Origin of the sequence: Glycomyces sp. NRRL B-16210 (assembly GCF_000719515.1) — a bacterium.
Lineage (GTDB): Bacteria > Actinomycetota > Actinomycetes > Mycobacteriales > Micromonosporaceae > Glycomyces.
In genome coordinates, this window is the sequence record NZ_JOGR01000008.1 from 154,713 (window position 1) to 178,172 (window position 23,460).

Consider the following 23,460-nt stretch of genomic DNA (forward strand, 5'->3'; position numbering starts at 1 on the left):
TGCGCTCGCGCGTGTGACGGGCGTAGCGTAGCTGCTGCCGGGAAGCGGTGTGCGTCTCACGACTGCGCGCCTCACGACCTGGCGATGAGGAGATGAAGACCAATGTTGACCACGGAACCCGAAGGGAGGGGACAGATGATGAAGTTGCTCAGCGAAACCCAGTTCACGACGACGCCTGAGTCGGCGACCGCCGTCTATCGGCACATCGCGCCCGTCTCCGCTTCGCTCCGTGGCACCACTCTGCCCGTTGCCGTCCTGACCACGGCTCCGAGCACCGTCAACACGATTGACAACACCGATATGGGCGTCGGAGTCCTTCTCGGTCGTGGCCGTGCTTTCGCAGGCCTCGGTTGGCAGCCGGTCAACGGCTCCGAGAAGCGCCACGGCGTCACCCGCGGGAAACCGCCTCGAGATCATCGAAAGGGCTTACAGGAGCCCTCTTCGGACCTCTCGAGGCCGCGAATCCCGCACCAGGGATCGCGGCCTTTTTGTTTGGCTGAAACGCCAGGTCGCGGCCCACCAGTAGACGACAGACGAGACAGATTGCGAAGCAATTGAGTCCTCAGACAGCACTGATGCGACCGAACGTCGACAAGACCGACGAGATGAGAGAGGAGACCGAGCGCATGACCGACACCCTTATCGGCCCTGAACTGCGCGACCAGGCGCGTGCGACCGGCGGCGACCTGGCCTGCCGCGAGTACGACGCGGACCTGTGGTTCTCGGAGCAGCCCACCGAACTGGAGTTCGCCAAGTCCCTGTGCGGCGACTGCCCGGTGCGACTGGAGTGCCTGACCGGCGCGCTGGAGCGCCACGAGCCCTGGGGCGTGTGGGGCGGCGAGATCTTCGAGAAGGGGAACGTCGTGGCCCGCAAGCGGCCTCGCGGCCGGCCCCGGAAGGACGCCGCGCTCATCGAGCAGGCCGCCGAGGCCGAGCTCGCCGAGCGGACGCGGGAACTCGCGCTCGCGGGGGTGGCGGTGTCATGACGGTCGACCATCTGAGCAGGCATCTCAAGCGCGATGTCGGCGTGAAGGAACTCGAATTCCTCCTCGACGAGGAGATCGAAGCGGCGCGGCCGATGCCGACCACGAACACGGTGTACGGACGCATCGGGCGTCTGCGGATGCGGAGCCTGTGGAAGGACGCCGGTTACGCCCGGCCGACCCGCCACACGGGCAGCCACCGCCGACGGGGCCGACTTTGACGACGCACTAACCGCGTTGGCTGAAGGGGTTCTTCCCTGAGAGGGGAAGGGCCCCTTTTGTTGTGCCCGGGAGTGTCCCGGCGAGTCCGGGAGCGTCTTCGCAAATCGGGCGCTCGCAGGGTCCCCCGAATCAACGATGCGGCAGCGGACCGACATGGGTCGGCGAGCGCGGAGGGCCGTCGGGCGTGTCACGGCGGGTCTTCGCGAAACGGACATTCGCGGGATCCCCGGAATCAAGGGTGCCGCGCGGGTCCGACATGGGGTTGCGGGCCGGGGGAGCGGTTCGGCGTGTCATGGCGAGTCTTCGCAAATCGGGCATCCGTTGGGTCCCCCGGAACAAGGGTGCCTCGGGGGTCCGACAGGGTTCGGCGCTCGCGACGGCGCCTTCGCCGCTAAGGCGGTCAGGCCTCGCGGCCGGGATCTGCGGCGTCGGGGTCGGCGAAGCCGGGGAGCCATTCTTGGAGGATGTCCCTCCATCTCGCGCTCGCGCCCAATTGGCACAGCACCCCGATCGAGCCCATCGTCACGCGGTGGATGAGCAGGTACTCCGGCGGGAAGCTCAACTGCTTGTTCAGCTTCGCCGCCTCCGAGCCCTGGCCGGTCAGCCGCGTGCTCTCCTTGCGCAGCCACTCCCGCGAGAACTGGAACTCCTCGCCGGCGATCGGCTCCAGCATCGGCCGCAGCAGCTCCTCCATCGCCCCGGCGTCGATCTTCAAGTTCGGCGGCACGAAGCCCTCCCCGCGCAGCCCCGCGACCACGTCGTCGGCCCTGCCGTCGAGCGTCAGCCGCGTCAAGCGCCCCACCTGCACCGGCATCCCGTCGGGCAGCCGCGCGGTCGCCCCGAAGTCGTAGACGACCAGCCGACCGTCCTCGCCGATCGCGAAGTTCCCCGGATGCGGGTCGGCGTGCAGCAGCCCCGCGCGCGCCGGCGCCGAGAAGTGCAGCGTCGTCAACCGCAGCCCGGCCGCGTCGCGCTCCTCCTGCGTGCCCTCGGCGATCACCGCCGACAGCGGCCTCCCCGGCACCCACTCGGTCACGAGCACCTCGCCGCTGGCGTGCACCACCTCGGGCACCACGATCAGCGGGTCCCCGCTGAAGGCCGCCGCGAACTGCCGCTGCGTCGCGGCCTCCAACTCGTAGTCGAGCTCCTCCAGCAGCCGCTCACGCAGCTCGACCGTGATCCGCTTGACGTCGAAGTTCGGTTGCAGCACCTTGAACATTGGGGCGATCCGCGAGAGGTGGCGCAGGTCCGAGCGGAGCGCGTCGCCCGCGCCCGGATACTGGATCTTGACGGCCACCTGCCGCCCGTCGCCCCACACGGCCCGGTGCACCTGGCCGATGCTCGCCGCCGCCGAAGGCGCGTCGTCGAACTCGACGAACCGCTCGCGCCAGTCCGCGCCCATCTGCCGCTCCAGCACCCCGTGCACGCTGCTCACCGGCAGCGGGGGAGCGGCGTTCTGAAGCTTCGTCAAAGCCTGGCGGTACGGTGCCGCCAGATGCTCGGGCAGCGCGGCCTCGAAGATCGACAGGGACTGCCCGAGCTTCATCGCCCCGCCCTTGAGCTGCCCGAGCACGCTGAAGACGTGCTCGGCGGTGCGCCGCTGCGCCTGCTCGCTGAGGATCTCGTCGGCCAGCCCGGTCACCCGCTTGCCCAGGCCCACGGTCGCCCGCCCCGCCAGCCCCAGAGGGAGCGAAGCGAGTTTCATGCCCCGGGAGAACGCCCGGCGCGGAAGATCGTCGCCCGAATCGGCCGGCCCATGCCTGTCGCTCACGTTCACCATGCTCTCACGGCGGAGCCGGTCCGCGGAGCCCGAGCACTCCCGAGCCGCACCCGGCCCCGCCCCGCTGTGACCGACCCCGGGCCCGCCCGGCCCCACGCCTGTCACCCGCCTGGGTGGCGACCCCTCGCACCCGTCGGGCGATGTGGCGCGCCGGGACTTACACGCGTGAAATCTGTGGCATCCTGAGGCCGGACGGTCGCACAGCGTGACCATTCGGCAACGCCGGACACAACGGGGGGAATCCAGTGGCTCAAGCTACGGAGACATACAACGGCTACTGCGTCAAATGCCGCGAGAAGCGCGACTTCGAAGGCCACGTCGTCGTGTCGGACTCGGGCCGTCGCATGGCGAAGGGGACGTGCCCGACCTGCGGCACCAAGATGAACCGGATTCTCGGCAAGGCCTCGTGATCCCGGCCGCTCGGCCGGCCCGGGCCCGTGCGCGTCGCCGAGCGGACCCACCCCTCGCCTGATCCCATATTCCGGGAGATCGGCGAGGGGATTTTCTTGGCATAAGACCACTCCCGCCGCAATCGCGACATCGGCGTTATGCGATTGTCACCCCTGCGGATTAGTGTGCCTTCATGGCGCGCAAAGTGCATCCCCCCGTAGAAGTGCGGCGCTCCCCCAGACGCCGGGCTACCGTGGCGGCCTACGAAGAACGAGGCCGCGTGGTCGTGATGATCCCCGACGCCTTCTCGGAGACCGAGGAGCGCGAATGGATCGACCACATGCTCGCGAGGCTGCGTCAGCGCGAGGCCAGAGACGGCCGCGCCTCCGACGCCGCCCTCCGCGACCGAGCCGTCAGGCTCGCCACCCGCTACTACCCCGAACGACCCGAATGCGCCGCCCCCAAAAGCGTCCGATGGGTCGACAACCAGCATCGCCGCTGGGGCTCGTGCACCCCCTCGGACGGGACGATCCGCATCTCCCGCAGGATCATGATGATGCCCTCATGGGTCATCGACTACGTCCTGCTCCACGAACTGGCGCACCTGGTCCACCACGACCACTCGCGGCCGTTCTGGGAGATGGTCGGGCGCTACTCCAAGGCCGAACGGGCCCGCGGCTACCTCGAAGGGATCGCCGACGCCGAAGCCTCCGAACGGCGCTGAGACGCCGCCGGGGCCGGCCTACTTCTCGTCGGGCTCCTCGCCCTCGTCCTCGTCCTTCGGGTCGTTGACCGCGAGCTGGTCGAACATCGACAGGTCGAGGTCCTCGAGCGCCTCGGAGACCGTGGCGAAGCTCTCGGGGTGCTCCAGATCGGCCGCGCTCGGCATCAGGTCCGGGTGCGCCCACACCGCCTCGCGGCCCTCGATGCCCCGCGCCTCGGCCAGCGAATGCCACAGCAGCGTCGCCGACCGCACCTTCGCCTGGTCCAGTTGCAGGCCCACCAGGGCCTCGAACGTCTGCTCGGCCGGACCGCCGGTCGCGCGCCGCCGCCGCGCCGACTCCATGAGCCGGTCCATCGTCGGCAGCCGCTCGCCGACCGCCTCGGCCACGACCACGTTGATCCAGCCGGCGATGAGCGCCAGCGTCGTCGCCAGCCGCGCCAGCGCCGCCTTCTGCTGCTCGGTGTCCTCGGGCTTGAACACCTCGCTCAAGTCGAGCGTCGCGGCCACCTCGGGATCGGTCGGATCGATGTCCGACATCGCCTCCTCGATCGCGGACTCGTCGATGCGGATCTCCCGCGCGTACGCCTCCAGCGCCCCCAGCAGGTGCGCGTGCAGCCACGGCGCGTGCGTGAACAGCCGGTGCGCCGCCGCCTCGCGCAGCGCCACGAACAGCCGCACCTCCTCCACCGGCAGCTCCAGGCCCTCGGCGTAAGCGGTGATGTTGCCCGGCAGCAGCGCGGCGACGCCGGTCTTGCCCAAGGGCAGTCCGACCTCGGTCGAGCACAGGACCTCCCCGGCGAGCTTCGCCAGGGCCTGGCCCATCTGCGCGCCGAACAGCGCCGAGCCCACGCCCTTCATGAGGTCGGCCATCGGGCCGAGCATCCCGGCCATCTCCTCGGGGACGAGCGTCTGCATCGCCTCGCTCATCTGGGCCGCGAGCGGCTCCGCGAGCTGCTTCCAGGAGTTCTCGGTGCGCGCGATCCACTGCTTGCGCGTCCACGCGTCGGTGGCCGTCACGCCCGAGGGCCAGTTCACGGCCGAATCCAGCCACAGGTCCGCCAGGCGCAGCGCCTCGGCGATCTGCGCCTGGTCGGCCGGGCCGACGGTGTTCTCGGCCTCCAGCTCGGACTCGGCGAGCTGCTTGGCCAACTGCCAGTTGACCGGACCGGACGACAGCGACTGCGCCATCATCTGCTGCAGCTGCTGCATCATCTGCTGCACCCGCGGATCGTTCGGGTCGGGCAGGTCGCCGCCCAAGTTGCCGAAGCCGAAAGGTGTATCGGAGCCCATGCGCCAACCGTACGTCAGGGAGGGGGCCGCGGGCCACGGCCCGCCGAACTGGAGTACTCCCGTTCGCTGCGGGCCGAAAACCGCTGTGGGCTACGACATGTAGGCTTCCGGCCATGCCAGTCCGCGGCCCGCGGGCCTCCCCGAGGCCGCCGGCCCGCGACCGGCAGGTCCCGCCCGGCCCGCGACCCCCGTTCGCGGGCCGCGCCGAGACCCCCGAACATTCGCTGGGAGGCATCGGCAACGATGCCGACCACGGCTCGCAAGGATCGTGAATGGTGCGACGACGAGGAATCACCGTCCTGCTGGGCGCCGTCCTGGTGGCGCTGCTGACCTGGCAGTCGCTGTCGATGGACGTCGCCTACGTGGTCTTCAGCCCCGGACCGACCGAGGACGTCCTCGGCTCCGAGCAGATCGACGGCGTCGAGCACCCGATCATCACCGCCGACACCGAATACCCCTCCGAAGGCCAGCTGCGCCTGACCACCGTCCGCGTCAAACAGTCGGTCACCCTCGCCCAGGCCATGCGCTACTGGCTGTCCAATGAGTACGCGATCATCCCGCGCGACCTGGTCTACCCGCCCGGCGAATCCGAGGAGGACATCGCCCAGGAGCAGGAGGCCGACTGGGTCGAGTCCCAGTCCAACGCCGAGCAGGCCGCGCTGGCCTACCTCGGCGAGCCCGCGATCGTCGAGGTCGTGGCCGACTCCGGCGGCCTGGCCGCCGGCGACGTCGTCACCGCCGTCGAAGGGAACGCCGTCACCGCTTTGGCAGACCTCGCCGATTACGCCGACAGCGAAACCACGGTGACCGTCACCCGCGCCGGAGAGAGCGTCGAAGTGCCCGGCGTCGTCCTCGGCGAGGCCGAACTCTCCTCCACCCACGAGGACCCGTACGGCATCGAGATCGACACCGAGGCCCTCGACATCGGCGGCCCCTCGGCGGGCCTGATCTTCGCGCTCGGCATCGTCGACCGGGTCACCGAGGGCGATCTGACCGACGGCAGGATCATCGCCGGCACCGGCGAGATCGATCCTGAAGGGAACGTCGGCGGCATCGGCGGGATCCAGCAGAAGATCACCGGATCGGCCGAAGCGGGGGCCGAGGTCTTCCTCTCCCCGGCTGCGAACTGTTCGGACGCCGTCACCGTAGCGCCGGACGACATGACTATTGTCAGAGTCGAGACGCTCGCAGACGCGGTCTCGGCGCTTGAGTCCCTGGCGGCCGGCGAAGCGGTCACGACTTGCTGACCCCGCCGATGCACGGCTCGCACGCCGCCTCGGCGACGCTTGCGAGCCGCACACGTGAAAGGCCGTGGCCGCCTGCGCCACGAAACCCTAAGGAGTTGCTTCAGTGGCGAACCGGACGCCCACCCCCCCACGGATGAGCAGACGAGGGCGCTATGTCCTGATCCTCCTCGTGGGCGCCATAGTCCTCTTGTCGGTCCTCGGCTGGCTCGTGAGCCTGCGCACCGACTACCTCTGGTACGACTCGGTCGACTTCACGACCGTGTTCGCGACCATGATGTGGACCCGACTCGGCCTGTTCGGGGTCTTCGCGCTCGCGATGGCCGCCTGGACGGGCCTGAACCTGTTCCTCGCCTACCGTTTCCGCCCCGACACCTGGCCCGCGACGAGCGAGCAGGAGGGCCTGGAGCGCTACCGCGAACTCATCTCGCCCAAGGCCGGCTGGTGGATCGGCGGCGTCGCGGCCGTCGTCGGCGTCTTCGCCGGGATGTCCGCCCAGGGCCGCTGGGAGACCTGGCTGCTGTTCCGCGAAGGCGGCAGCTTCGGCTGGGAGGACCCGGTCCTCGGCATGGACGCCGGGTTCTACGTCTTCCGCCTCCCGTTCTGGGAGTTCCTCATCGGCTTCGGCTTCGCCGCGGTCGTGGTCGGCATCCTCGCCTCGCTGAGCGCCTACTACCTGTACGGCGCGCTGCGCTTCTCCGGCTCGGGCGACCGCATGACGAACGTCGCGCGCATCCACCTCTCGGTGCTCGTGGCCCTCTTCCTCGGGCTCAAGGCCGTCGCGTACTACTTCGACCGCTTCAACTTCACGACCCAGGAGAACCAGGTCACCGGCATCGTCGGCGGCGGCTACACCGAGATGACCGCCCTGATGAACGCCAAGAACGCGCTCATCTGGGTCTCGGTCATCGCCGCGGTCGTCATCCTGGTGTTCTCGTGGGGCTTCACCCGCTCCCTCGCGCTGCCCGCCGCGGCCCTCGGCCTCGTCGTGGTCACCGCGATCGCCGCCGGCGGCATCTACCCGGCGGTCGTGCGCAACTTCCAGGTCGAGCCCAACCGCCCCCAGCGCGAGGGCCCGTACGCGCAGCACACGATCGACGGCACCCGCTACGCCTACGGCATGGAGGACCTGGAGATCTCGACCTACGCGGTCGACTCCCGGCCCGACGCCGAGCAGATCAAGGTCACCGACGAGGACCGCGCGGCCGGCGAGGGCAACGCGACGATCGAGAACGTCCGCCTCATCGACCCGTTCGTGGTCTCCGACGCGTTCACCCAGGCGCAGCAGCCGCGAAGCTTCTACGACTTCAACGAGAAGCTCGACATCGACCGCTACACCTACACCGACGCCAACGGCAACGAGGTCACCGAGGACTTCGTGGTGGGCCTGCGCGAGCTCAACCCCTCGCAGCTCACCGCCGAGCAGCAGGACTGGACGGTCACGCACACCGTGTACACGCACGGCTGGGGCTTCGTGTCCGCCTCGACCACCGAGAGCGACAACGGCGCCCCCTGCTTCACCTCCGGGGTGCTCTCCGACGACCCGGGCAACTGCCGGATCGGCAACAACATCATCGACGTCGACCAGCCCCAGGTCTACTACGGGCTGCTCAACAACGAGTACGCGATCGTCGGCATCCCCGACGACGAGACGCCCCGCGAGTACGACCGGCCGATCGACGTGGCCGTGAGCGACGACGACTCCGAGGAGGAGGACGCCGAGGAGATCGGCGACGACCGCTACACCACCTATGAGGGCGGCGGCGGCGTCGACATCGGCTCCATCGGGAACCGGCTGCTGTACGCCTGGGAGTTCCAGGAGCCGCGGTTCCTGCTGTCCGACCAGATCAACTCCGAGTCGCAGCTGCTCTACAACCGGAACATCCGCGACCGCGTACAGGCCGTCGCCCCGTTCCTGACCGTGGAGGCCGACCCGTACCCGGCCGTGGTCGACGGCAAGATCGTGTGGATCGTGGACGGCTACACCACGACCAACGCCTTCCCGTACTCCGACCGGATCAACATCGCCAACGCGACGAACGACACCTACTCCGGCCAGGGCGTCGCGAACCAGGCCGCCGAGGAGATCAACTACATCCGCTCCTCGGTCAAGGCCGTCGTCAACGCCTACGACGGTTCGGTGGTCCTCTACGAGTGGGACGAGCAGGACCCGATCCTCAAGGCCTGGAACGCGATCTACGGCGGGGACCTCGTGGTCCCCAAGGCCGACCTCGCCGGCGAGGAGTACGACGAGCTCGTCTCGCACTTCCGCTACCCGCAGGACCTGTTCAAGGTGCAGCGGAGCCTGCTCCAGCGCTACCACGTCAGCGAGTCGCGGACGTTCATCGAAGGCGGCGAGGCCTGGGCGATCCCCGAGGACCCCTCGCAGCCGCAGAGCGTGAGCCAGCCGCCGTACTACGTGTACGCCAGCTACCCCGACCAGGGCGACGATGCCTACTTCCAGCTCACCGGGACGTTCACCCCGAGGAACCGGGAGAACGCGCTCGCGAGCCTCATGTCGGGCTACTACGACGAGAACGGCGACCCGCAGCTCAAGGTCTACGACGTCGTCGGCGGCGACGACCAGTCGGTGCGCCAGATCCACCAGATCATCACCTCCACACCGGAAGTGGTGACGACGCTGCGCGACGCCCAGCAGGCCGGGACCACCGTCGAGTGGGGCAACCTGCTCGCGCTGCCGGTCGGCAACGGCATCCTCTACCTGGAGCCGATGTACCTGCGCCGCCAGGCCGGCGGCCAGGGCGAGGAGCTGCCGCGGTTGACCAACGTGGCGATCAGCTACGGCGGTTACGTCGGCTTCGCGCCGACCTTCGACGCGGCCGTGGACATGGTGGTGGAGAAGTACCTCGCCGGCGCGACCCCGGAGGCCGAGCTCGAAGAGGGCGAAGGCGAGGAGGAGGCCCCGGACGACTCGACCGAGACGCCGACCGACGAGCCCACCGAGGCGCCGACGACCGAGGCCCCCGCGCCGACCGATCCGCCGGAGCTCGAGGCCGCGTACGAAGCGGTCGAGCAGGCGCGAGCGGACTACCTGGAGGCCGAGGCCTCGGGCACGAACGCCGAGCGCGGCGCCGCGCTCGACGCGCTGCTCCTGGCCTTGGACCAGCTCGAACAGGCCAGGGAGGCCGCAGGCTAGGCCCTGAGGAACGAGAATACGAGCGCCCGGCGGCCGATGGCCGCCGGGCGCTTCGTCGCGTTTCAGTGCCCGTTCACGGGCCCTCGCTCGGGCCGGTGGTCTCGTCCGACTCGGCCCTGCACGCCTCGGCGTCGGCCGCGCGGCGGACGATGACCTGGACGGTGGTCCCGGAGTCGACCTCGCTGCCGGCCGCGGGGTGCTGGCGCACGACCCTGCAACGGCGCTCGCCCTCGCCCTCGTACTCGACCACGGGGTTCAGCCCGGACTCCTCGATGCGCGAGCGGGCGTCGGACTCGGTGTGGAACACCACGTTCGGCACCGTCGACTGCTCGGCCTGCGAGGGCGTGGCGCTCTCGGTGGGCGTGCCCGAGTCGCTCGGGCTCTGCGAGGCGTCCGGCGACTGCGACTGCCCCGCGACGGGCGAGGTCGCCTCGTCGGCCGAGGCCGCGGCGCTGGGGCCGGGCGAGGCCGCGCCGCCGGACTCGTCCTCGACCCAGTAGCCGTTGTCGTCGCCCTCCTGGCCCTGGAGCTGGGCGCCGTCGGCGCCGGTCTCGGTCTCCGGCAGCGTCCCGGTCGCGTTCTGGTCGTGCCACGGCAGCGACATGGCGATCGCGCCGACCACGGCCACCGCCGCGAGGGTCCCGGCCAGCGCGAGCCACAGGCCGCGCCGCCGCGGCCGCTCCTCGACCGCTTCCGGGGCCGCGGCCGGCGGTGGCGGCGGGGCCGCGTGCGCGCCGGTCAGCGGCGGCAGCGTGTGCCCGCCGGTGACCGGTCCGACGCGGGCGACGGCCCTGGAGGGCTGGCGCCGGTGCGCGCCGGTGCGCGGGCCCGGGGCCGCATCGGCCCGATCCGGGTCGGAGGGCACCGGCGAGAGCGGCACCGGCGAGACCGGTGCCGGTGAGAACAGCGTCGACGCGGCCCCCTGCGGGGTCTGCGCCGGTGACACGCGGGTCGCCGCGCCCGGGGCCGCCGCGACCTTCGTGCGGGCCAGCAGCGTCTCGCGCGTCTCGCGGCACGCGGCCGCGAGCGCGGCGGCGTCGGGCCACCGGTCGGCGGGGGACTTCTGGAGCGAGCGCCGCACGATCTCGGCGACCTCGAACGGGACGGCGGCCGGCAGCGGCGGCGGCGCGTTGCGCAGGTGGGCCGAGAGCACCCCGAGCGGGGTGTCGGCGCGGAACGGCGGCGAGCCCGCCAGGCACTGGTGGGCGACCACGCCCAGCGAGTACAGGTCGGAGGCCGCCGTGAGGTTCTCGCCGGCGGCCTGCTCGGGGGACATGTAGGTGACGGTGCCGAGGACCACCCCGGTGGTCGTCAGCGTGAGGTTGTGGCTGGCGTGGGCGATCCCGAAGTCGACCAGGACGACCGAGCCGTCGCCTCGCACGAGGATGTTCCCCGGCTTGATGTCGCGGTGGACGATCCCGGCGCCGTGGGCGACCTGGAGCGCCTCGGCGACGCCGCCGACCACGCGCATGGCGTCGGCGGCCCCGAGCTTGCCCCACAGGCCCAGAAGGCGCGAGAGCGGCTTGCCGTCGACGTACTCCATGATCAGGTACGCGAGTTGGGCGTCCTCGTCCTCGGTCTCGCCGTAGTCGTACACCTCGACGACGCCGGGCCCCTGCATGGCGGCGATGGCGCGGGCCTCGCGGCGGAACCGCTCGCGGAACCCGCGGTCGTCGACGAGGTCGGCGAGGAGGACCTTGACGGCGACCGTCCTCCACAGGACCGTGTCGGTCGCTTCCCAGACGTCGCCCATGCCGCCGCCGCCGATACGGCGTTCGAGCCGGTACCGCCCGTCCAGGACGTCGCCTGCCTTGAGATTGCGAGTGCTCAGCATCGCGCGGCTTTCCCCTTCGCGGCGAAGCTTGCAAGCCGTAAATTCGCCTAGAGTCGGATCATCTCCAAGGTCTAACGACCGGCGGCGGCTGAGGCTACGCGCTGGATCGGGCGAACTTGGGCCCGAAGGGTGAAGCGTGACACGGCGCGGCGCCGCTAGGCCTTCGCGGCGTTGGCGGCGAGCACCCCGCTCAGTGCCAGGGCGCGCGAGGGCGTCGGCAGGTCGGCCGCCGCCTCGGGCTCGGGGGCCTCGACGGGCGCGGCCTCGTGCGCGCGCGGTCCGACCGCCTGGCCGAGCTGGCCGTCCCAGCAGGCCCACGAGTGGCAGGGCCAGGACTGGCCGCAGTGCCCGCACACCGGGTGCTTGACGCCCCGCTGGTCGAGCGCGGGGGTGTGCCGATTCCACCAGCGCACCTGGACGCGCCAGAGGCTCGGCACCAGCACGTCGCTGGGCGGCACTTCGGGCGGAGGATTGTCGAGTGTGTACGGACTGCGCAACGCGGGCTGCCTTTCGGGTCTTCGAGTCGGACCGAACCTTTTGGCGCCCAAGGAAAACGGGCGCTCCGGTCCGGGTTGGACTTGGTCGATGCCGAGTCGCGGTGTCGAATCGGTACAGTCGAAGGAGGCGGGTAGCCCCTCCGTAGAGTAGAATTGCACATGCAGATTTTGGATGCAAGAGGTATAACCGGATCGGGTGGCGATTCCAGCCCCAGGTGACGCTCGCGAACCGATAGGTGAGCGCCGTCGACGCGACCGGGTGAGCGGCCGGAAGTCCTCCCCTGGCGGAGCGTCCTCACCGATTCCGGAGAGATCAGGGTGTCAAATGGGAACATCGAACGACAACACTGACAGCGATCTGCCGAGGAAGTTGGGAGGCAAGGCGATGCCTTCGAGCGGCAGCCCCACCGTCCGTCGCCGCCGCGCGGGGAAGATCCTCCGCGAACTGCGGGACCTCTCCGGCAGGTCCGCCGAAGAGGCCGCGGACGCCCTGGAGGTCACCAGCTCCACGATCTACCGCATGGAGCTCGGCCGCGTCGGCATCAAGCCCCGCGACGTCCAGGCCCTCGTCGAGGTCTACGGCGTCGACGACCCCGATCTCGTCGAAGAGCTCGTGCGCCTGGCCCGGGACGGCCGCAAGCGCGGCTGGTGGGCCCGCTACTCCGACACCATCTCACCGCCGTACGCCACCTACATCGGGCTGGAGCAGGACGCCTCCAGCCTGAACCTGTACGACGGGCTGATCATCAACGGCCTCTTGCAGACCCGCGAATACGCCAAGGCGACCTTCAGCATGGTCCCCGAGCAGTCGCAGCGGTTCATGGAGGAGCGGATCGAACTGCGCATGGAGCGCCAGCAGCGCCTGCGCGGCGACCTGAAGATCTGGAACGTCATCGACGAGGCCGCCGTCCGCCGCGTCCTCGGCGGCCCGAAGGTCATGATCGACCAGCTCCAGAACCTGCTCGAACTCGGCTCGCTGCCGAACGTGCACCTCCAGGTCCTGCCCTTCGAGGGCGGCGCCTACCCCGGGATGCTCTCCTCGTTCACCATCCTCGGCTTCGGCCCGCTCGAAGGCGAGGTCGACCCCGGCTACCGCCACCCCGACGTGGTCTACATCGAGGGCCACAACGGCGACGTCTACGAGGAGGGCGACGACGTGCAGCCCTTCCACGAGATCTTCGGCTACCTCCGCTCGGCCGCGCTCGACCCCGGCCGCAGCCTCGAGTTCATCGAGCAGCAGGCCCAGCACCTCAAGTCGCTCTGAGGGCCCGCCGGCGCCGCGGGCCTTCGCCCGCGAGCGCGCGGACCCCGCTCCGGACGCGAGGGGGCCGCCATGAGTTCCTCCCCATGGCGGCCCCCTCACCCCGTCCTCTTACCTGCCGGATGTCCGCAGCAGCGAGCGCCAATCGGCTCGGCTGGCGCGCAGGACAGGGCTCACCGTCAGCTTGGTGTCCCTGATCTCCACGGCCGCCTCGGCGAGCCTGGCCTCAACGCAGGCCCCATTGGGGCCTGACCTGCTGCTCTTCCTCCATGTGTGGGTCAACATGGATCTCCTCCTTCCAAGGAGCATTCGAGTCCCCAGGACGGTGTTTACCTTAACGAGCGCAAGGCAAGGCGAACGTCGACTATCCGTCACTATCAGGTTCCGGACAACGCCCTGACGGGCGCCGCCGAGCGGGCGCGCCGAAGGCACGGCCCCGACTCCCGGGCTCGATTTGGACGGTCGCGTGCGCGCCGCCGAAGCGTTCGACCAGCGTCCGCCGGGCGTCGTCGGGCGCCGCTGCCGCATCGGCCCCGCGTTCGGGCGCGAGGCGCGCAGTCGCCGCCTCGCTCCCCGAAGCCAAAGTCCACAGACGAAGATCGTGAACCTCGTTCACCCCATCGGGTGTGTCGAGCGCGCCGCGTTGACGCCCGCGCGTGCCGGAGCCTGGCGATCTTCGCCCCATTCCGATGCCGACATGCGCATCTTCGCATGTGATTCGAGTGCGCTGGAACACCCGCGAGGTCGCGGGCCGAGACCGTCGGATCACCGATTCGTTGCGAAGATGTTGCCCCGCAACGCCCGCCTCAAGGAGGCGCCGCCGCGGCCCATATCGCCTCGGCCCGAATCGATTCGCGCCCCATTGGGTACCCCTGGTTCACAACCGCCCCGCACGTCGGCGGTCATTGCGCGGCATTTCTCGGAAAGTTCTAGGATTCGCCCGGACCCGGGGGACTTTCACAATTGCCGCGCCGGAATGGAATAATATTCGTACAAGCAACAACAACACTGGTCACGGGGGGTGACGATGAAAGACGCCATTGAAACCTCTGCCATCGCGTTCGTGGCAATCGTCGCGATCGTCCTCATCTTCGCCGCGGTCCTCGGTCTCCGAGCCGCGGTAGAGACCAGGCGCCGCCGAAAAGCCCGGGCCAAGACCGATGCCGAGGCCTGGACCGAACTGCTCGGCAACCAGCTCCACATCGCACCGGTCTCCGTCGGCGACACCGAAGCGGCCGCGGCACTCGACCGCGCCCGCAAGCTCCACTACAACGCGGTCGAGAAACTCAAGACCGCCAAGAAGACCAAGCAGTTCGCGCGCATCCGCACCTACGCGCTGGCCGGGCTGCACAACCTCAACATCATGCGCCGACGCCTCGGCAAGGCACCGGGACCGCAGGGCCCGATGCCGTTCAACGCCGCAGCAACGAACAAGGCGTCCCAACGCGACGACAACGTCAGCGACATCTCGACCGGCCCGGCCACCGGTCGCCCGTTCTGAACGGGGCGAGCGAACAAGGGGGCGGCTCCTTCGAGCCGCCCCCTTCGCGTCGCCTTCAGCCCTGCCGTCGCTAGTCGTCGACCTTCTTCGTCGGCGAGAGCAGGTCCATGATCCACATCGCCAGCCAGACGATGATCGCGCCCCAGAAGGCCGACCAGAAGCCGTCCACGTGGAAGCCCAGCGAGAGCTGCTCCGAGAGCCAGCCGGTCAACCAGAACATGAGCGCGTTCACCACCAGGCCGAACAGGCCGAGGGTGAGCACGTACAACGCGCAGCCGACCATCATCACGATCGGTTTGACGAAGGTGTTGACCACGGTGAAGATCACCGCGACCACGACGAGGGACAGGAACTTCGCGAACGTGGAGTCGCCGTACAGCCAGATGCCCCCGACGAGGGCGGCGGCGATCCACAGCGCCAGCGCCGTCAAGAGGAGCCGCACCAGAATTCTCATGGCGCCAGTATCGCCGCCCGCGGGCCCCGCCGTCCAGTTTCCGTCAAGTTCGGCACACCTGGACGAGACTGAGCCGGGCCTTCGCATTCACGGCGCGTTCACCCGAGTTCGCACCCGATGCCATCCGGCGGGCTTATATTCGCGGCAGTCCCGCTGCGCTGCTATGCCCACCCCCGGCAGAAGGAGAGAACATGAGCGACCCGGCACCGCCCTCGATCGGCCGCATCGTGCCAGGCCCGGCCGACACCAGACGGAACGGCACGGCACCCCGGTCCGCGTCCCGGAGGGCCCCCGGCGGCTACGGCGCCGCCGTCTTCGACATCAGGGACGTCAACGTCTACTACGGCGACTTCCGCGCGGTCAAGGACGTGAGCTTCACCGTCGCCCGGAACGAGATCACCGCGCTCATCGGGCCCTCGGGCTGCGGCAAGTCCACGCTGCTGCGCTCGCTCAACCGCATGAACGACCTCGTCCCCGGCGCGCGCGTCGACGGCGTCGTCTCCTACCGCGGCAAGAACATCTACGCGCAGGGCGTCGACCCGGTCGAGGTCCGCCGCCGCGTCGGCATGGTCTTCCAGAAGGCCAACCCCTTCCCCAAGTCCATCTACGACAACGTCGCGTACGGCCCCAAGATCCACGGCGTCGCCCGCTCCGAGCGCGACGGCATCGTCGAGGACTCGCTCAAGAAGGCCGCCCTCTGGGACGAGGTCAAGGACAAGCTCAAGCAGAGCGCCCTGGCCCTGTCCGGCGGCCAGCAGCAGCGCCTGTGCATCGCCAGGACCATCGCGCTCTCGCCTGAGGTCGTGCTCATGGACGAGCCGTGCTCGGCGCTCGACCCGATCGCCACGGCCCGCATCGAGGAGCTCATGGTCGACCTCGCCAAGCAGTTCACGATCGTGATCGTCACGCACAACATGCAGCAGGCCGCGCGGGTGTCCGACAAGACCGCGTTCTTCTCCACCGAGGTGAACGAGGTCAGCGACACCCGCACCGGCGTGCTCGTCGAGTTCGACGACACCCAGCGGATCTTCACGACCCCCTCCGACGAGCGCACGGAGAACTACGTCACCGGCCGCTTCGGCTAGGACGCGAACGAGGAAGGGCCCCGCCTCTCGGCGGGGCCCTTTCGCATGAGACCAGTGCGTGGCGCGTCAGCGCTTGTCGATCGCGAAGCGCGACGAGATGATCCGCGACAGGATCGTGAACAGGAAGACCAGTGCGATCAAGGTGAGCGCCGCGCCCCAGGCCCGCTCCTGCGAGGCCTCGAACGGCTGGGTGGCGTTGCGGTAGATCTGCGCGGCCAGCGTCGTGTTCTCGCCGTAGAACAGGTCGGGCTTGAACACGTAGGTGAGGCCCACCGTGACGATGATCGGCGCGGTCTCGCCGGCCGCGCGCGCCACCGCGAGCAGCGCGCCCGAGGTGATCCCCGAGGACGCGGTCGGCAGCACCACCGTCAGCGTGGTCCGCCACTTGCGCGCGCCCAGGCCCGCGGAGGCCTGGCGCAGCTCGTCGGGGACCAGCCGCAGCATCTCCTCGGCCGAGCGGATCACGATCGGCAGCATCAGGCACGCCAGCGCCAGGGAGCCGGCGAAGCCGTTCTTCTCACCGATGACGATCACGTACGAGACGTAGATGAACAGGCCCATGACGATCGAGGGCACGCCGGTCATGACGTCGGCCATCGTCCGGATGAACCTCGCCAGCGGCCGGTTCTTGCCGTACTCGTTGAGGTAGACCGCGCCGAGCACGCCGATCGGGATCGCGATGAGCGCGGCCATGCCGGTGACCACGAGCGTGCCGACGATCGCCGGGCCCATGCCCGGGCCGGCCGTGCGGTAGTTGCGCGGGATCTCGTCGAGCAGGAAGCCCAGGCTCATCGCCGAGCTGCCGCGCGAGAGGACCTCCCACGCGACCAGGATCAGCGGCAGGGCCGCGATGAGCACGCACAGGCCGATGAGGATCGTGGCCGTGCGGTTGGCGAACGCGCGCCGCTTGGACAGGTTGCGCCCGGACAGGTCCGGGGGCGTGGCGGTGTCGAGGCTCGTCATGAGTGGGCCCCCTTCATCTTGATCTCCGCGCGGCGGACCACCAGGCGGGCGAGGAAGTTGATGATGACGGTGATGGCGAACAGCTCCACGCCGATGGCGATGAGCGCGTCGGTGTGCAGGCCGGAGGACTCGCCCCACTGCTGGGCGATGAGCGCGGCCATGGTGTTGCCCGGCTCGAACAGGTTGGCGGCCATCGACACCGAACCGCCGATGACCAGGGCGACCGCGATGGTCTCGCCCATCGCCCGGCCCAGGCCGAGCATCGAGGCGCCGACGAGGCCGCCGAAGGAGTGGGGGAGGATCGCGCCCTTGACCATCTCCCACCGGGTCGCGCCGAGCGCGTACGCGGCCTGCTTGTCGGTCTCGGGGACCGTCGCGAAGACCTCGCGGGCGATCGAGGTGATGATCGGGATCGCCATGATCGCCAGGATCAGGCTCGCGGTGATGTAGTTGCGGCCGGTGTTGGTCTCGTTGAAGATCGCGTTCAACCCCGGGATCGGGGCGACGACGTCGGCGATCCACTGGTAGGCCGGGGTGATCGCCGGCACCACCACCAGGACGCCGACCAGGCCGAACACCACCGAGGGCACGGTGGCGAGGAGGTCGATGACCGTCACGATGTACTTGCGGGTGTTGCGGTGGGCCACCTCGGTGATGAACAGCGCGATGCCGATCGAGACCGGCACGGCGATGATCATCGCGATCAGCGAGGTCACGAGCGTGCCGTACAGCAGCGGGAAGGTGCCGAACACGGCGTCGTTGGGCGCCCAGCGGGTGCCGAGCACGAAGCCGAGCAGGCCCTCGTGGCGGAACGCGGGCCAGCCGCGCACCGACGTCGTGACCAGGATCAGGCCCAGCACGATGAGGACGGTCAGCCCGGCCAGGGTCACCAGGGCCCGGAAGCCCCGGTCGGCCTGGCGGGCGCGGGCCTCCCCGCCGAGGTCGACGTCGCCGGGGGATTCGGGGGTTGCCGTAGCGGTCAAGGTTCTCACTCCGGTTTCGTCAGTGGAACGGCCGACAACCCCAGCGGCGCCTGGGCCGGTGGGGTCATCGGGTCCGGATTCCTAGTCGGCAATCGTCGAGTTCAGCGCGTCGAGAGCCTGCTGGCGCAGCCCTTCGGGCAGGGCCGCGAAGTGCGCGTCGGCGGCGAGGTCCTGGCCGTCGGTCAGCAGGAAGGTGATGAACTCCTTGACGCCGGCGGCGGTCTCGGCGTCCTCGTACTCGGTGTGGATGATCAGGTAGGTGGGCGCGGTGATCGGGTAGGACTCGGCGCCGGCCGCGTTGAGCGGGTTGTACGACAGGTCGTCGTTGAGCTCGGCGCCGTCGAGGGCGGCGGTCGCGCCTTCGAGGGTCGGGGCGACGAAGGCGCCCTCGGCGTTCTCGACCGAGGCGGTCACGAGGCCGACCTCGGTGGCGTCGGCCAGGTCGATGTAGCCGATCGAACCCTCGGTGTCCTGGATGATCTGGGCGACACCGGTGTTCTTCTCACCGGCGATCGAGTTGCCCGGCCATTCGATGGTGTCGCCCGAACCCAGGGTCCAGGTGTCGGTGGCCTCGTCGAGGAACTTCGAGAAGTTCGTGGTGGTGCCCGAGCCGTCCGAGCGCACCGCGAGGGTGATGGCCGTGTCCGGCAGGTCCGCCTCGGGGTTCGCGGCGGCGATCGCCTCGTCGTTCCAAGTGGTGATGTCGCCCTGGAAGATGGCGGCCAGGGTCTCCTGCTCGAACTGGAGGTCCCCCGCTTCCGGCAGGTTGTAGGCCACGGTGATCGGGGCGGCCACGGTGGGGAGGTACTGGTAGGTGCCCGGCTCGACTTCCTCGTCCTTCACCAGCGAGTCGGTGCCCGCGAAGTCGTTGAGACCCTCGCCGAACTCGGACTTGCCGGTGCCCGAACCGGTCGGGTTGTAGCTCACGATGAGGTCGGGGTTCACTTCGGCGTAAGCCTCGATGGCGGCCGCGTAGAAGGCGTCGGGGAAGCTCGCGCCCGAGGCGTTGATCTCGCCGGACGCCAGGTCGCCGTCGGACCCGTTCTCGTCGTCGCTGCCACCGCCGCAGGCCGCCAGGCCGAGTGCGAGGGTGCCGGCGGTGATGCCGCCGAAGATGGCTCTGCGGTTCAGTTTCATGTTCACGACTGGTCTCTACTCCGTCTCCCGGCGGTCGGCCGGGCTGCTTCTTCACTGTCCGCAGCAATCAAAGCCAGACCCGGTGTTCACCCGCTGACTTGGAGTTGAACTCAAGGTGAACGCCTGAGCGCGATTCGCAACAGTGCCGTAGAGCCCGCCGGAGGCAACCCCGTGAACAGGCAGTTTAATCGGGCCTCGGCCCGGCTGTGACCAGACCGTTATGAACGGTCGAGGTGAACGTCTCCGGTCACGAGGTACACGACCTGATGCGAGATGCGCACCGCGTGGTCCCCGTACCGCTCGAAGAACCGCGCCAGCAGCGCCACGTCCACCGCCGTCTGCGGCCCGTAGCCCAGGCTCGGCAACTGCTCGTGGATCCGCCGCTGGATCGCGTCCAGCTCGTCGTCGTCCAAGCTCATCTGCGTCGCCTGGAGGTAGTCGCGCTCGGCGAGGATCCCCACCAGCTTCTGCGATATCCGCGCCGCCGCCGCGCCCATCGCCGCGAAGTCCGCCCGCAGCGAATCGGGGACCACCGGCACCGGCGCCCGCAGCAGCACCGACTTCGCCACGTGCTTCGCCAGATCGCCCATCCGCTCCAGGTCCACCGAGATCCGCACCGCCCCGAGGATGAACCGCAGGTCGGTCGCCACCGGGTCGTACTGCGTCATCAGCTCCACGATCCGGTCGTCGACGCGGAACTGGAGCGCGTTGACCTCGTCGTCGCCCGCGACCACCGACTCGGCGGCCGCGGTGTCGGTCTCCAGGAGCGCCGCGCCGGCCTGCTCGACCGCATCGCCGACGCGTCGCGCCATGTCGACCAGGAGCTCATTGAGCTCGGCGAGGTGCTGATGGAAAACGTTGACCATATTGGACCAATCCTGGGGTCGGAAGGGCTGGATGCGCGCAGCGTAGTGGGCACGACCAGTCTATGCGGCGCCGCCCCCGCGCGGACCGCGCGAATGGGGAAACTCCGGGCGAACGACTCGGGCCGATCGGCGTTACAGTGAAGTCAAGCACGATCGATTCCCAGGAGCGGACCGAGATGACCTACCCCTCGCAACCGGGCTACCCCACCCCGCCGTTCGGCCAGCCCGGGCCGCCGCGCCAGCGCGAGAACAACCTGTGGCTCATCGGCGGCGCGTTCCTCATCATCCTCATCATCCTCATGACCGTGGTCCTCCTGATCGTGCAGCGGACCGCCGGCTCGAACTCGGCCGACGGCGGCGGCGACGGCGACGGCGTCGACACCACCGGCGAGGACGGCGGCGACACGGGCGGGGACACCGGCGGTGACAGCGGAGGCGGCACCGACGGCGGCGACACCGCCACCGTCGCACTCGACGCCGACGCCTGCGACGCGTTCGACATGACCGCCTTCGAGGACGCCCTCGGCACCTTCGACCCGTCCCAGAACTACGTCTCCTCCTCAAACTCCGGCGGCCTCGCCTCGCTCTCGTGCACCTTCTACACCGAGGACTACGAGACGCTGAGCATCCGGATCTACGACTACGAGTCCCTCGAGGACGTCCTCCCGTACATCGAGTCGGACGAGGACTACTACAACGAGGACAACGGCTACGAGTACAGCGACTACACCGCGATCGGCGACGCCGGAAGCCTCTACTCCAGCGGCGACTCCAGCTACCGGACGGTCAACGTGCACGTCGCCCTCGAGAGCCTCGAGGTGAACGCGTACGTCGCCTGGTACGACGACTCGATCGACAATGAGACCGCGCTGGCCGCCCTGGAGGACTTCCTCATCCAGTGCGACGCGATGTTCGCCGAGTACAAATAGCCCGATGGGCCCGGCGCGCGCCGGGCTCGGGAACGCGACTTTCCGGGGAAACCAAAAGAGGCCCTGTGACCAGGACCTCTGTGTGGTGCGCCGCCAGGGACTCGAACCCCGAACCCGCTGATTAAGAGTCAGCTGCTCTGCCAGTTGAGCTAGCGGCGCTTGATGATTGAGTTCGGCCGTCGGTTGCCGACGGTGTCTCTCGCACGAGGAGAAACTTTAGCATGTGCCGCGGGCACCGTCTCCGGGGGTCCTCGCGGTGGCTAGGCTTGACCGGTGACAAGTTTTGTAGACCGAGTGAATCTCCAGGTCGTTGCCGGCAAGGGTGGCAACGGCTGCGTGTCGGTCCACCGAGAGAAGTTCAAGCCGCTGGGCGGCCCCGACGGTGGTAACGGCGGCCACGGGGGTGATGTGGTCTTCGTCGTGGACCCCAATGTCCACACGCTGCTGGACTTCCACTTCCAGACCCGGCTCCAGGGCGGCAACGGCCGGCACGGCCAGGGTTCGAACCGGGACGGCGCCACCGGCGAGTCCATTCGCGTGTCCGTGCCCAATGGCACCGTCATCTACTCGGGCGGCGAGATCCTGGCCGACCTGACCGGCGACGGCACCGAGATCACGGTCGCCCAGGGCGGCCGCGGCGGCCGCGGCAACCGCGCCCTCGTCAGCTCCAAGCGCAAGGTGCCCGGCTTCGCCGAACTCGGCGAACCGGGCGACGAGCTCGCCGTCACGCTCGAACTCAAGAGCGTGGCGGACGTCGGCCTCGTGGGCTTCCCCTCCGCGGGGAAGTCGTCCCTCATCGCCGCGATGTCGGCCGCCCGGCCGAAGATCGCCGACTACCCCTTCACGACGCTGACCCCGAACCTCGGGGTCGTGTCCGCGGGGGAGACGACCTACACCATCGCCGACGTCCCGGGCCTCATCCCGGGCGCGGCCGCCGGCAAGGGCCTCGGGCTCGAGTTCCTCCGGCACATCGAGCGCTGCGCGGTGCTCGCCCACGTGGTCGACTGCGCCAGCCTCGAATCCGACCGCGACCCGGTCTCCGACATCGACGCGCTGGAGCACGAGCTCGCCGAGTACGGCGGTCTCGCCGACCGCCCGCGGATCGTCGTCCTCAACAAGGTCGACATCCCCGACGGCCGCGAGCTCGCCGAGTACGTCCGGGGCGACCTGGAGAAGTACGGCTGGCCCGTCTACCTCGTCAGCGCGGTGAGCCGGGAAGGGCTGCGCGAGCTGAACTTCGCCTTCGCCAAGGAGGTGGAGCAGTACCGCGCGGCGCAGCCGCCGATCGAGGCGACCCGAGCGGTGATCCGCCCGGGAGCGGTCGACGATTCGGGCTTCAGCATCGAGAAGGTCAAGCCGGCCTTCGAGGGGGACGTCGAGTTCGTCGTCACCGGCGCCAAGCCCGAGCGTTGGATCGGGCAGACCAACTTCCAGAACGAGGAAGCCGTCGGCTACCTCGCCGACCGCCTCGCGAAGCTCGGCGTCGAAGACGAACTCGTGAAGCAGGGCGCGGTCCCCGGCTCGATCGTGCGCATCGCCGAGTTCGAGTTCGAGTGGCAGCCGACCGATCCCGACATCGTTGCGACCGTCGGGCCGCGGGGAACGGACGCCCGCTTCGAAGTCAGTGACCGCAAGGGCGCCGACGAACGCCTCGCCGACCGCAAGGAGCGCCGCGCAGAACTGCTCGATCGGGTCGCGAAAGAAGAGGAAGCGAGGGGCAAGCGCCGCAAGCGCTAACGCCCATTCGCGAACTGAACTGCGAAAACGCGGGGTTCGCAAGGGTGTGGCGCCGAGCACGCACCCCCCTTGCGAACCCCGGTTTCCAGTCGCGTAAATTTGTCTTTGCCCGAGGGGGAAACGGACAGGAAAGCCGAAAGGCCCTGGCCCAAAACCAAAAGGGTAAAACTCCGAACGAATCGATCGGGGGCCGCATACGGCCCGAAAACCGGTCTGGTAAGTTACTGGAGCCGCTCCGGTCGGAGACGGAACTTCTAAGAGGTTTCAATCTGGTTGTGGCGTGTTGTTTGAGAACTCAACAGGGTGTTTGGATGGTCAGCGTGTGGGCTGGTCGGATTGGCTCGGTCTAGGTATCGGGTTGGTTTGGTCGGTACTGTTTTTGACTGTCTTTTCCTTGGGGCACTTGCTTGGTGTCCCGTAGAA

Annotated in this window: 21 protein-coding genes and 1 tRNA gene; 11 read left to right on the forward strand and 11 right to left on the reverse strand. The window is 69.2% G+C overall.

What is annotated here, in order from left to right:
• The first annotated feature begins 626 nt into the window (after positions 1-626).
• Complete coding sequence (locus IF12_RS0113205) at positions 627-986, forward strand: WhiB family transcriptional regulator (RefSeq protein WP_030158919.1); 360 nt, start codon at positions 627-629, stop codon at positions 984-986.
• The gene (locus IF12_RS0113210) at positions 983-1,204 is read left to right on the forward strand and encodes a hypothetical protein (protein ID WP_030158921.1); all 222 of its coding nucleotides are present in this window, start codon (positions 983-985) and stop codon (positions 1,202-1,204) included. The genes IF12_RS0113205 and IF12_RS0113210 overlap by 4 nt, the downstream gene beginning before the upstream one ends.
• Before the next feature lie 401 nt (positions 1,205-1,605).
• On the opposite strand, the gene IF12_RS0113215 is transcribed toward IF12_RS0113210, so the two are convergent.
• Positions 1,606-2,910, reverse strand: a complete 1,305-nt coding sequence (locus IF12_RS0113215; RefSeq protein ID WP_369807706.1) for an ABC1 kinase family protein — start codon at positions 2,908-2,910, stop codon at positions 1,606-1,608.
• A gap of 320 nt (positions 2,911-3,230) precedes the next feature.
• Between IF12_RS0113215 and IF12_RS26210 the strand changes: the two genes are divergently transcribed.
• Both IF12_RS26210 and IF12_RS0113225 read left to right on the forward strand, forming a co-directional pair.
• A complete protein-coding gene (locus tag IF12_RS26210) occupies positions 3,231-3,395 on the forward strand; it encodes a DUF5679 domain-containing protein (protein WP_166659568.1) in 165 nt (54 codons plus the stop codon).
• A 173-nt stretch (positions 3,396-3,568) separates the two neighbouring features.
• Positions 3,569-4,099, forward strand: coding sequence for a M48 family metallopeptidase (locus tag IF12_RS0113225; protein ID WP_030158926.1), 531 nt, complete (start codon positions 3,569-3,571; stop codon positions 4,097-4,099).
• A gap of 18 nt (positions 4,100-4,117) precedes the next feature.
• Here the strand turns inward: IF12_RS0113225 and IF12_RS0113230 are convergent, their stop codons facing one another.
• A complete protein-coding gene (locus IF12_RS0113230; protein ID WP_081913566.1) occupies positions 4,118-5,389 on the reverse strand; it encodes a zinc-dependent metalloprotease in 1,272 nt (423 codons plus the stop codon).
• Positions 5,390-5,664: 275 nt separating this feature from the next.
• Here IF12_RS0113230 and IF12_RS0113235 point away from each other — a divergent pair, with 275 nt between their 5' ends.
• Positions 5,665-6,636, forward strand: a complete 972-nt coding sequence (locus IF12_RS0113235; protein ID WP_030158930.1) for a S16 family serine protease — start codon at positions 5,665-5,667, stop codon at positions 6,634-6,636.
• 133 nt (positions 6,637-6,769) lie between these two features.
• On the forward strand, positions 6,770-9,790 hold the full coding sequence (locus IF12_RS0113240; RefSeq protein WP_081913567.1) for a UPF0182 family protein: 3,021 nt from the start codon (positions 6,770-6,772) through the stop codon (positions 9,788-9,790).
• A 73-nt stretch (positions 9,791-9,863) separates the two neighbouring features.
• Here IF12_RS0113240 and IF12_RS0113245 read toward each other — a convergent pair whose 3' ends face one another.
• Together IF12_RS0113245 and IF12_RS0113250 are read right to left on the reverse strand one after the other, a co-directional pair.
• Positions 9,864-11,624 carry a serine/threonine-protein kinase gene (locus IF12_RS0113245; RefSeq protein ID WP_051704350.1) on the reverse strand — a complete coding sequence of 587 codons (1,761 nt, stop codon included), beginning with the start codon at positions 11,622-11,624 and terminating at the stop codon, positions 9,864-9,866.
• Positions 11,625-11,779: 155 nt separating this feature from the next.
• Positions 11,780-12,121 carry a hypothetical protein gene (locus tag IF12_RS0113250; RefSeq protein ID WP_133884184.1) on the reverse strand — a complete coding sequence of 114 codons (342 nt, stop codon included), beginning with the start codon at positions 12,119-12,121 and terminating at the stop codon, positions 11,780-11,782.
• Between the two features lie 385 nt (positions 12,122-12,506).
• Between IF12_RS0113250 and IF12_RS0113255 the strand changes: the two genes are divergently transcribed.
• Complete coding sequence (locus IF12_RS0113255; protein ID WP_030158938.1) at positions 12,507-13,385, forward strand: helix-turn-helix transcriptional regulator; 879 nt, start codon at positions 12,507-12,509, stop codon at positions 13,383-13,385.
• Positions 13,386-13,493: 108 nt separating this feature from the next.
• Here IF12_RS0113255 and IF12_RS27235 read toward each other — a convergent pair whose 3' ends face one another.
• Complete coding sequence (locus IF12_RS27235) at positions 13,494-13,910, reverse strand: DUF397 domain-containing protein (protein WP_369807700.1); 417 nt, start codon at positions 13,908-13,910, stop codon at positions 13,494-13,496.
• Between the two features lie 535 nt (positions 13,911-14,445).
• Here IF12_RS27235 and IF12_RS0113265 point away from each other — a divergent pair.
• A complete protein-coding gene (locus tag IF12_RS0113265; protein ID WP_030158941.1) occupies positions 14,446-14,883 on the forward strand; it encodes a hypothetical protein in 438 nt (145 codons plus the stop codon).
• A 70-nt stretch (positions 14,884-14,953) separates the two neighbouring features.
• Here the strand turns inward: IF12_RS0113265 and IF12_RS0113270 are convergent, their stop codons facing one another.
• The gene (locus IF12_RS0113270) at positions 14,954-15,337 is read right to left on the reverse strand and encodes a phage holin family protein (protein WP_030158943.1); all 384 of its coding nucleotides are present in this window, start codon (positions 15,335-15,337) and stop codon (positions 14,954-14,956) included.
• Between the two features lie 191 nt (positions 15,338-15,528).
• Here IF12_RS0113270 and pstB point away from each other — a divergent pair, with 191 nt between their 5' ends.
• Entirely contained in the window at positions 15,529-16,422 is an 894-nt protein-coding gene (gene pstB, locus IF12_RS0113275; protein ID WP_081913570.1) for a phosphate ABC transporter ATP-binding protein PstB, read from the forward strand.
• A gap of 66 nt (positions 16,423-16,488) precedes the next feature.
• Here pstB and pstA read toward each other — a convergent pair whose 3' ends face one another.
• The 4 genes from pstA to phoU form a co-directional block, all read right to left on the reverse strand.
• Positions 16,489-17,385 (reverse strand): phosphate ABC transporter permease PstA, encoded by an 897-nt coding sequence (gene pstA, locus IF12_RS0113280; RefSeq protein WP_030158947.1) that lies wholly within the window; start codon positions 17,383-17,385, stop codon positions 16,489-16,491.
• A complete protein-coding gene (gene pstC, locus IF12_RS0113285) occupies positions 17,382-18,377 on the reverse strand; it encodes a phosphate ABC transporter permease subunit PstC (RefSeq protein ID WP_369807701.1) in 996 nt (331 codons plus the stop codon). Before pstC ends, pstA begins: the two co-directional genes overlap by 4 nt.
• Positions 18,378-18,449: 72 nt before the next feature.
• Positions 18,450-19,505 (reverse strand): phosphate ABC transporter substrate-binding protein PstS, encoded by a 1,056-nt coding sequence (gene pstS, locus IF12_RS0113290; protein WP_051704358.1) that lies wholly within the window; start codon positions 19,503-19,505, stop codon positions 18,450-18,452.
• Between the two features lie 218 nt (positions 19,506-19,723).
• Complete coding sequence (gene phoU / locus IF12_RS0113295; protein WP_030158953.1) at positions 19,724-20,371, reverse strand: phosphate signaling complex protein PhoU; 648 nt, start codon at positions 20,369-20,371, stop codon at positions 19,724-19,726.
• Positions 20,372-20,547: 176 nt separating this feature from the next.
• On the opposite strand from phoU, the gene IF12_RS26215 reads away from it, so the two are divergent.
• A complete protein-coding gene (locus tag IF12_RS26215; protein WP_030158955.1) occupies positions 20,548-21,300 on the forward strand; it encodes a hypothetical protein in 753 nt (250 codons plus the stop codon).
• A gap of 83 nt (positions 21,301-21,383) precedes the next feature.
• On the opposite strand, the gene IF12_RS0113305 is transcribed toward IF12_RS26215, so the two are convergent.
• A tRNA-Lys gene (locus tag IF12_RS0113305) sits at positions 21,384-21,459 on the reverse strand.
• A 114-nt stretch (positions 21,460-21,573) separates the two neighbouring features.
• Between IF12_RS0113305 and obgE the strand changes: the two genes are divergently transcribed.
• Positions 21,574-23,037 carry a GTPase ObgE gene (gene obgE / locus IF12_RS0113310; RefSeq protein ID WP_030158957.1) on the forward strand — a complete coding sequence of 488 codons (1,464 nt, stop codon included), beginning with the start codon at positions 21,574-21,576 and terminating at the stop codon, positions 23,035-23,037.
• Positions 23,038-23,460 lie beyond the last annotated feature (423 nt).